General features: G+C 63.7%; 5 protein-coding genes. 4 read left to right on the forward strand and 1 reads right to left on the reverse strand.

Features of this window, described 5'->3' with window-relative positions:
* On the reverse strand, positions 1 to 1596 hold a 1596-nt coding region (locus NFX52_RS29150; protein WP_252635958.1), incomplete at its 3' end, for an Rne/Rng family ribonuclease.
* Between the two features lie 599 nt (positions 1597 to 2195).
* On the opposite strand from NFX52_RS29150, the gene NFX52_RS29155 reads away from it, so the two are divergent.
* The 4 genes from NFX52_RS29155 (at position 2196) to NFX52_RS29170 (ending at position 5441) form a co-directional block, all read left to right on the forward strand.
* A complete protein-coding gene (locus tag NFX52_RS29155; RefSeq protein ID WP_055395304.1) occupies positions 2196 to 3197 on the forward strand; it encodes an RluA family pseudouridine synthase in 1002 nt (333 codons plus the stop codon).
* A 25-nt stretch (positions 3198 to 3222) separates the two neighbouring features.
* On the forward strand, positions 3223 to 3897 hold the full coding sequence (locus NFX52_RS29160; protein WP_055395306.1) for an HAD family hydrolase: 675 nt from the start codon (positions 3223 to 3225) through the stop codon (positions 3895 to 3897).
* A gap of 27 nt (positions 3898 to 3924) precedes the next feature.
* Entirely contained in the window at positions 3925 to 4302 is a 378-nt protein-coding gene (locus NFX52_RS29165; protein ID WP_055395307.1) for a Rieske (2Fe-2S) protein, read from the forward strand.
* A gap of 92 nt (positions 4303 to 4394) precedes the next feature.
* A complete protein-coding gene (locus NFX52_RS29170) occupies positions 4395 to 5441 on the forward strand; it encodes a S49 family peptidase (protein WP_055395309.1) in 1047 nt (348 codons plus the stop codon).
* Positions 5442 to 5594 lie beyond the last annotated feature (153 nt).

Raw genomic sequence — 5594 nt, forward strand, 5'->3', positions numbered from 1 at the left:
GGGCAACACGCCCTTGATCACCGGCGTCTGCTTGTTGGTGGGCTCTTGCGAGCGGCGCGTCACGGCCGTGGGGTCTTCCACTTCTTCGGCGAGCTTGTAGCTGGCTTCGATGTGGTCCAGGCGCGGGTCGTCGTGCTTGAGGCGCTCCAGGCGGTAGTTGGGGGTTTCCAGCGTCTTGTTGGGCACCATCAGCACGGCCACGCGCTGCTTGAGTTCGATCTTGGCGATCTCGGTGCGCTTCTCGTTCAGCAGGAACGAGGCCACTTCCACCGGCACCTGGCAGTGCACGGCGGCCGTGTTGTCCTTCATCGATTCTTCTTGAATGATGCGCAGGATCTGCAGGGCCGACGATTCGGTGTCGCGGATGTGGCCCGAGCCGCCGCAGCGAGGGCAGGGGATGGACGAGCCTTCGCTCAAGGCGGGCTTGAGGCGCTGGCGGCTCATTTCCATCAGGCCGAACTTGCTGATGGTGCCGAACTGCACGCGGGCGCGGTCCTGGCGCAGCGCGTCGCGCAGGCGGTTTTCCACTTCGCGGCGGTTCTTGCTCTCCTCCATGTCGATGAAGTCGATCACGATCAGGCCACCCAGGTCGCGCAGGCGCATCTGGCGGGCCACTTCGTCGGCAGCTTCCAGGTTGGTGCGGGTGGCGGTTTCCTCGATGTCGCCGCCCTTGATGGCGCGGGCCGAGTTCACGTCCACGGACACCAGCGCTTCGGTGTGGTCGATCACGATGGCGCCACCCGAGGGCAGCTGCACGGTGCGGGCGTAGGCCGATTCGATCTGGTGCTCGATCTGGAAGCGGCTGAACAGGGCGGCGTCGTCGCGGTAGCGCTTCACGCGGGCGGCATGCTCGGGCATGACGTGCGCCATGAACTGCTGCGCCTGTTCGTAGATGTCGTCGGTATCGATGAGGATGTCACCGATGTCGTTGTTGAAGTAGTCGCGGATCGCGCGGATGACGAGCGACGATTCCTGGTAGATCAGGAAGGCGCCCTTGCCACCCTTGGCGGCGCCGTCGATGGCGTTCCACAGCTTGAGCAGGTAGTTCAGGTCCCACTGCAGCTCGGGCGCGGTGCGGCCGATGCCGGCGGTGCGCGCGATGATGGACATGCCGTTCGGGTATTCCAGCTGATCCATCGCCTCCTTGAGCTCGGCGCGGTCCTCGCCCTCGATGCGGCGCGAAACGCCACCGCCCCGGGGGTTGTTGGGCATCAGCACCACGTAGCGGCCAGCCAGCGAGACGAAGGTGGTCAGGGCCGCGCCCTTGTTGCCGCGCTCTTCCTTTTCAACCTGAACCAGCAGCTCCTGGCCTTCCTTGATCACCTCATTGATGCGCGCCTGGCTGGGCGAGACACCGGGGGTGAAGTAGCTGCGCGAGATTTCCTTGAACGGCAGGAAGCCGTGGCGGTCTTCGCCGTAGTCCACAAAACAGGCTTCCAGCGAGGGCTCGACGCGCGTGACGACGGCCTTGTAGATGTTGCCCTTGCGCTGTTCGCGCCCTTCGATTTCGATTTCGTAGTCGAGGAGTTTTTGTCCGTCGACGATGGCCAGGCGCCGTTCTTCGGGCTGCGTGGCGTTGATGAGCATCCGCTTCATGATGCGATTCCTTCAGTGTTTCGCGGACGGCAGCGGTGCAACCAACCTGACCCACAGGGAGGGCTGCGCGGGCTGCCGCCCACAGTTTCCAAACCAATACAACAAGCTCTACAGGAGCTGTGAATGCCTGGACTGACGCATCGAAACGAAGGGAATTGCCGGGGATGCCAATGATCTGCTGCGCTCTAGCGCAGCATCGGGAGGCAGGGGCGCGTGGATGGGGGCGAGTGGTAGGAACGCAGTTTTGCTAGCAAAAGAGTAGCTGATTGCGCTTGCTGGCTGTGCGCTGAGGGCGATTTTGAGCATGCAGCCAAAGGCCGCAGCCTCCGCCACAGGGTCACCATCCATGCCATCAACAACCACATGCTCGCTTTGATCCGCTGGCAGGCTGCGCCCGGGTAGGGAACATCTGCCAGCTTGGGGGATTCCGTATCAGTGTTTCAATCTGTCAGCCCGCCGCACGGCGTGCTGGCCACCACAGGCATCTGGCCTGCAATCTGCGCGCACGACGCCCGCTGGCATCGACCTGCCTGCACGAGGGGCAAGGGCTGTGTGGACTAAACTCCAGACAAATCAACCACTTACATAACAACGCGCAGGTGAAACACATTATAGGGGCCAAACCGCCCGCCGCCCCTGGGGGGCTTCCCGCAGCCCGTCTGGTGGAAGTGGATGCTGACTCCGCCGGCCAGCGGCTCGATAACTTTTTGATACGCCACTTGAAAGGTGTGCCTAAAACGCATGTCTACCGCATCATCCGCAGCGGCGAGGTGCGCATCAACAAAGGCCGCGTGAGTGCCGACACCCGCGTGGAAGCAGGGGACGTGGTGCGCCTGCCTCCTGTTCGAATTTCAGACAAGGTGGCCGAGAAGGCCGAGCGCCCGGCGCCCGCACGCGAATTCCCCATCCTGCTCGAAGACGAGCACCTGATCGCCATCGACAAACCTGCTGGCGTGGCGGTGCATGGCGGCAGCGGGGTGAGCTTTGGCGTGATCGAGCAGCTGCGCCAGGCGCGGCCGGCTTCCAAGTTCCTGGAACTGGTGCACCGGCTGGACCGCGACACCTCGGGCATCCTGCTGGTGGCCAAGAAGCGGTCAGCGCTTACCCACCTGCAGGACCAGTTCCGCGAGCGAGAAACGGGAAAGACCTATCTGGCACTGGTCACTGGCACCTGGCCTGCCAACAAAAAAGTCATCGACCTGCCCCTGCACAAATACCTGCAGGCCGACGGCGAGCGCCGCGTGCGTGTGACCACGGCCGACGACCCGGATGGGATGCGGTCCATCACACTGGTCAAGGTGCGCAGCACCGTGCCCGCGCGCGCTGCGCAGGGCCTGCCCGCCATGTCGTTGCTGGAGGTGACCATCAAGACCGGTCGCACCCACCAGATTCGTGTGCACCTGGCCAGCCAGGGCCACGCCATCGTCGGGGACGACAAATACGGCGACTTTGACCTCAACAAGCGCCTTCAGAAGCTCTCGATGAAGCGCATGTTCCTGCACGCATGGCGGTTACAGTTCAATCACCCCGCTTCGGGCGAGCGTGTGCAGCTGATTGCCGAGCTGCCCCCCGAGCTGGCTGATTTTATGTCCCCTGCCTGACGATCCTGCGCGAAGAACCCCCTCCATGTCTGCCAAAAACTTCCGTCCGCGCCGCTTCGACCTCATCGCCTTTGACTGGGATGGCACCCTGTTCGACTCCACCGCCATCATCGTGCGCTGCATCCAGGCGGCGGTGCGTGACGTGGGTGGCACCGTGCCCACCGACAAAGAGGCGGCCTATGTGATTGGCATGGGCTTGATGCAGGCCCTGGCCCATGCGGCGCCGGATGTGCCACCCGAAAAGTACACCGAGCTGGGCAACCGCTACCGCTTCCACTACATCCAGCACCAGGACGACCTGAGCCTGTTCGACGGCGTACTGCCCCTGCTGAACGACCTGCGTGAACGCGGCCACCTGCTGGCCGTGGCCACGGGCAAAAGCCGTCGCGGGCTGGACGATGCGCTGCACTCGGTGGACTTGCGCGGCGTGTTCGACGGCTCGCGCACCGCCGACCAGACCGCTGGCAAGCCGCACCCGCTGATGCTACAGGAGCTGATGGCCGAATTTGACGTGGCGCCGGAGCGCCTGCTGATGATTGGCGACACCACCCACGACCTGCAGATGGCGGTCAACGCACGCTGTGCGAGCGTGGGGGTGAGCTATGGCGCCCATGAGCCCGACGCCTTTCACGCGCTCCAGCCGCTGGCGGTCGTGCATTCGGTGCGCGAGCTGCACGATTGGCTGCTGCACAACGCGTGACGCCGGATATTGGAGCGGGACGAGCCCATGACCACACCACCCGATCAGCCCATTGCGCTGTGCAACAGTGCCGACCTCGTCGATGGGGGCTTGGCGGTTCCGTTTGATGTGCAGTACGCAGGTCAGACCTGCCGGGCCTTTGCGATCCGCTACCAGGGCCTGCCGCATGCCTACCTGAACCGCTGCACCCATGTGGCCATGGAGATGGACTACCAGCCGGACCGCTTTTTTGACGACACGGGCCACTGGCTGCTGTGTGCCACCCACGGGGCCGCCTACCTGCCGAGCACCGGCCAATGCGCGGGCGGACCGTGCCGCGGCGGGCTGGTGAAAATTGCTTTGTCCGAAAGCGATGGTGTGGTGCACTGGCATACTGCCTACAACCTGCAACCCGTAGAGTTCTAGAAAATCCAGATGAATTACCCTTATGTGCTGTCGCCTGGTCCCAGCCAGCGCGGTGCGCGGGCGGCAGTGTTGCAGTGCCCAGGACGTACGACATGACAGACCCCCAGCAGCCCGGCTCTTCGGGTTTTGACCCAAAAAGTAATCCCGCGCCCGACCTGTGGGCGCAAGCAGCTACAAATTCAGGAGCATCTGTGAGCGACTCATCGCGTGAACCCGGCTGGGAGCGCGCCACGCTGGAAAAGCTGGCCTTCTCCGCCCTCCAAGAACAGCGCAGCGCCCGCCGCTGGAAGATCTTCTTCCGCCTGGCATGGCTGGTGCTGATTGCCGCAGTTGCCTTTGCGGCCCTGCGCCAGGCATCGCCCAGCGCTAGCAAGAGCATGCCCCATACGGCGGTGGTGGACATCAAAGGTGAGATCGCCAGCGGCGCCGAGGCCAGTGCCGAGTTCGTGGTGGCCGCCATGCGCAGCGCACTGGAGGACGAAGGCTCGCAGGCCCTGGTGCTGCTCATCAACTCCCCCGGCGGCAGCCCGGTGCAGGCCGGTATCATCAATGACGAAATTGTTCGTTTGAAGGCCAAGCACAACAAGCCGATCTACGCCGTGGTTGAAGAAACCTGCGCCTCGGCGGCTTACTACATTGCCGCAGCAGCCGACGACATCTACGTGGATAAAGCCAGCATCGTGGGCAGTATCGGCGTGCTGATGGATGGCTTTGGCTTCACCGGCACCATGGAAAAGCTGGGTGTGGAGCGCCGCCTGCTGACCGCTGGCGAGAACAAGGGTTTCCTCGACCCGTTCAGCCCGCAGACCGAAAAGCAGCGTGCCTACGCGCAGACCATGCTCGACCAGATCCACCAGCAGTTCATTGCCGTGGTGAAAGCCGGGCGTGGTGACCGCCTCAAGACCACGCCCGACACCTTCAGTGGCCTGTTCTGGACCGGCCAGCAGGCCGTGGAAATGGGCCTGGCCGACAAGCTGGGCAACCTGGACTATGTGGCCCGCGAGGTGGTGAAGGTCGAAGACATCATCGACTACACCCGCCGCGACAATGTGGCGGAACGGCTTGTCAAGCGCTTTGGCGCGGCGATTGGTGTGGGCGCCGTGAAGTCACTGGCCGTGGCTGGACCTCAGCTGCGCTGACACCGTCCGACGCGGCCTTTGGGCCATTGACCCGTCCTGAATAGCGTTGACACCCAGGACGGTTTAAAACTGCAGCCGGACTATCCGGCCAACGACGCCCGATGCACCGCATCGGGCGTTTGCATTTTCAGCGATAGGTGTGGCCGCTCGCAG

The organism is Acidovorax facilis (assembly GCF_023913775.1).
Lineage (GTDB): Bacteria > Pseudomonadota > Gammaproteobacteria > Burkholderiales > Burkholderiaceae_C > Acidovorax > Acidovorax facilis.

What these genes read in the sequence shown, in the direction of transcription:
- NFX52_RS29160 (WP_055395306.1), top strand. Translation starts at nt 3,223, where the DNA reads ATGTCTGCCAAAAACTTCCGTCCGCGCCGCTTCGACCTCATCGCCTTT.
- NFX52_RS29165 (WP_055395307.1), top strand. Translation starts at nt 3,925, where the DNA reads ATGACCACACCACCCGATCAGCCCATTGCGCTGTGCAACAGTGCCGAC.
- NFX52_RS29170 (WP_055395309.1), top strand. Translation starts at nt 4,395, where the DNA reads ATGACAGACCCCCAGCAGCCCGGCTCTTCGGGTTTTGACCCAAAAAGT.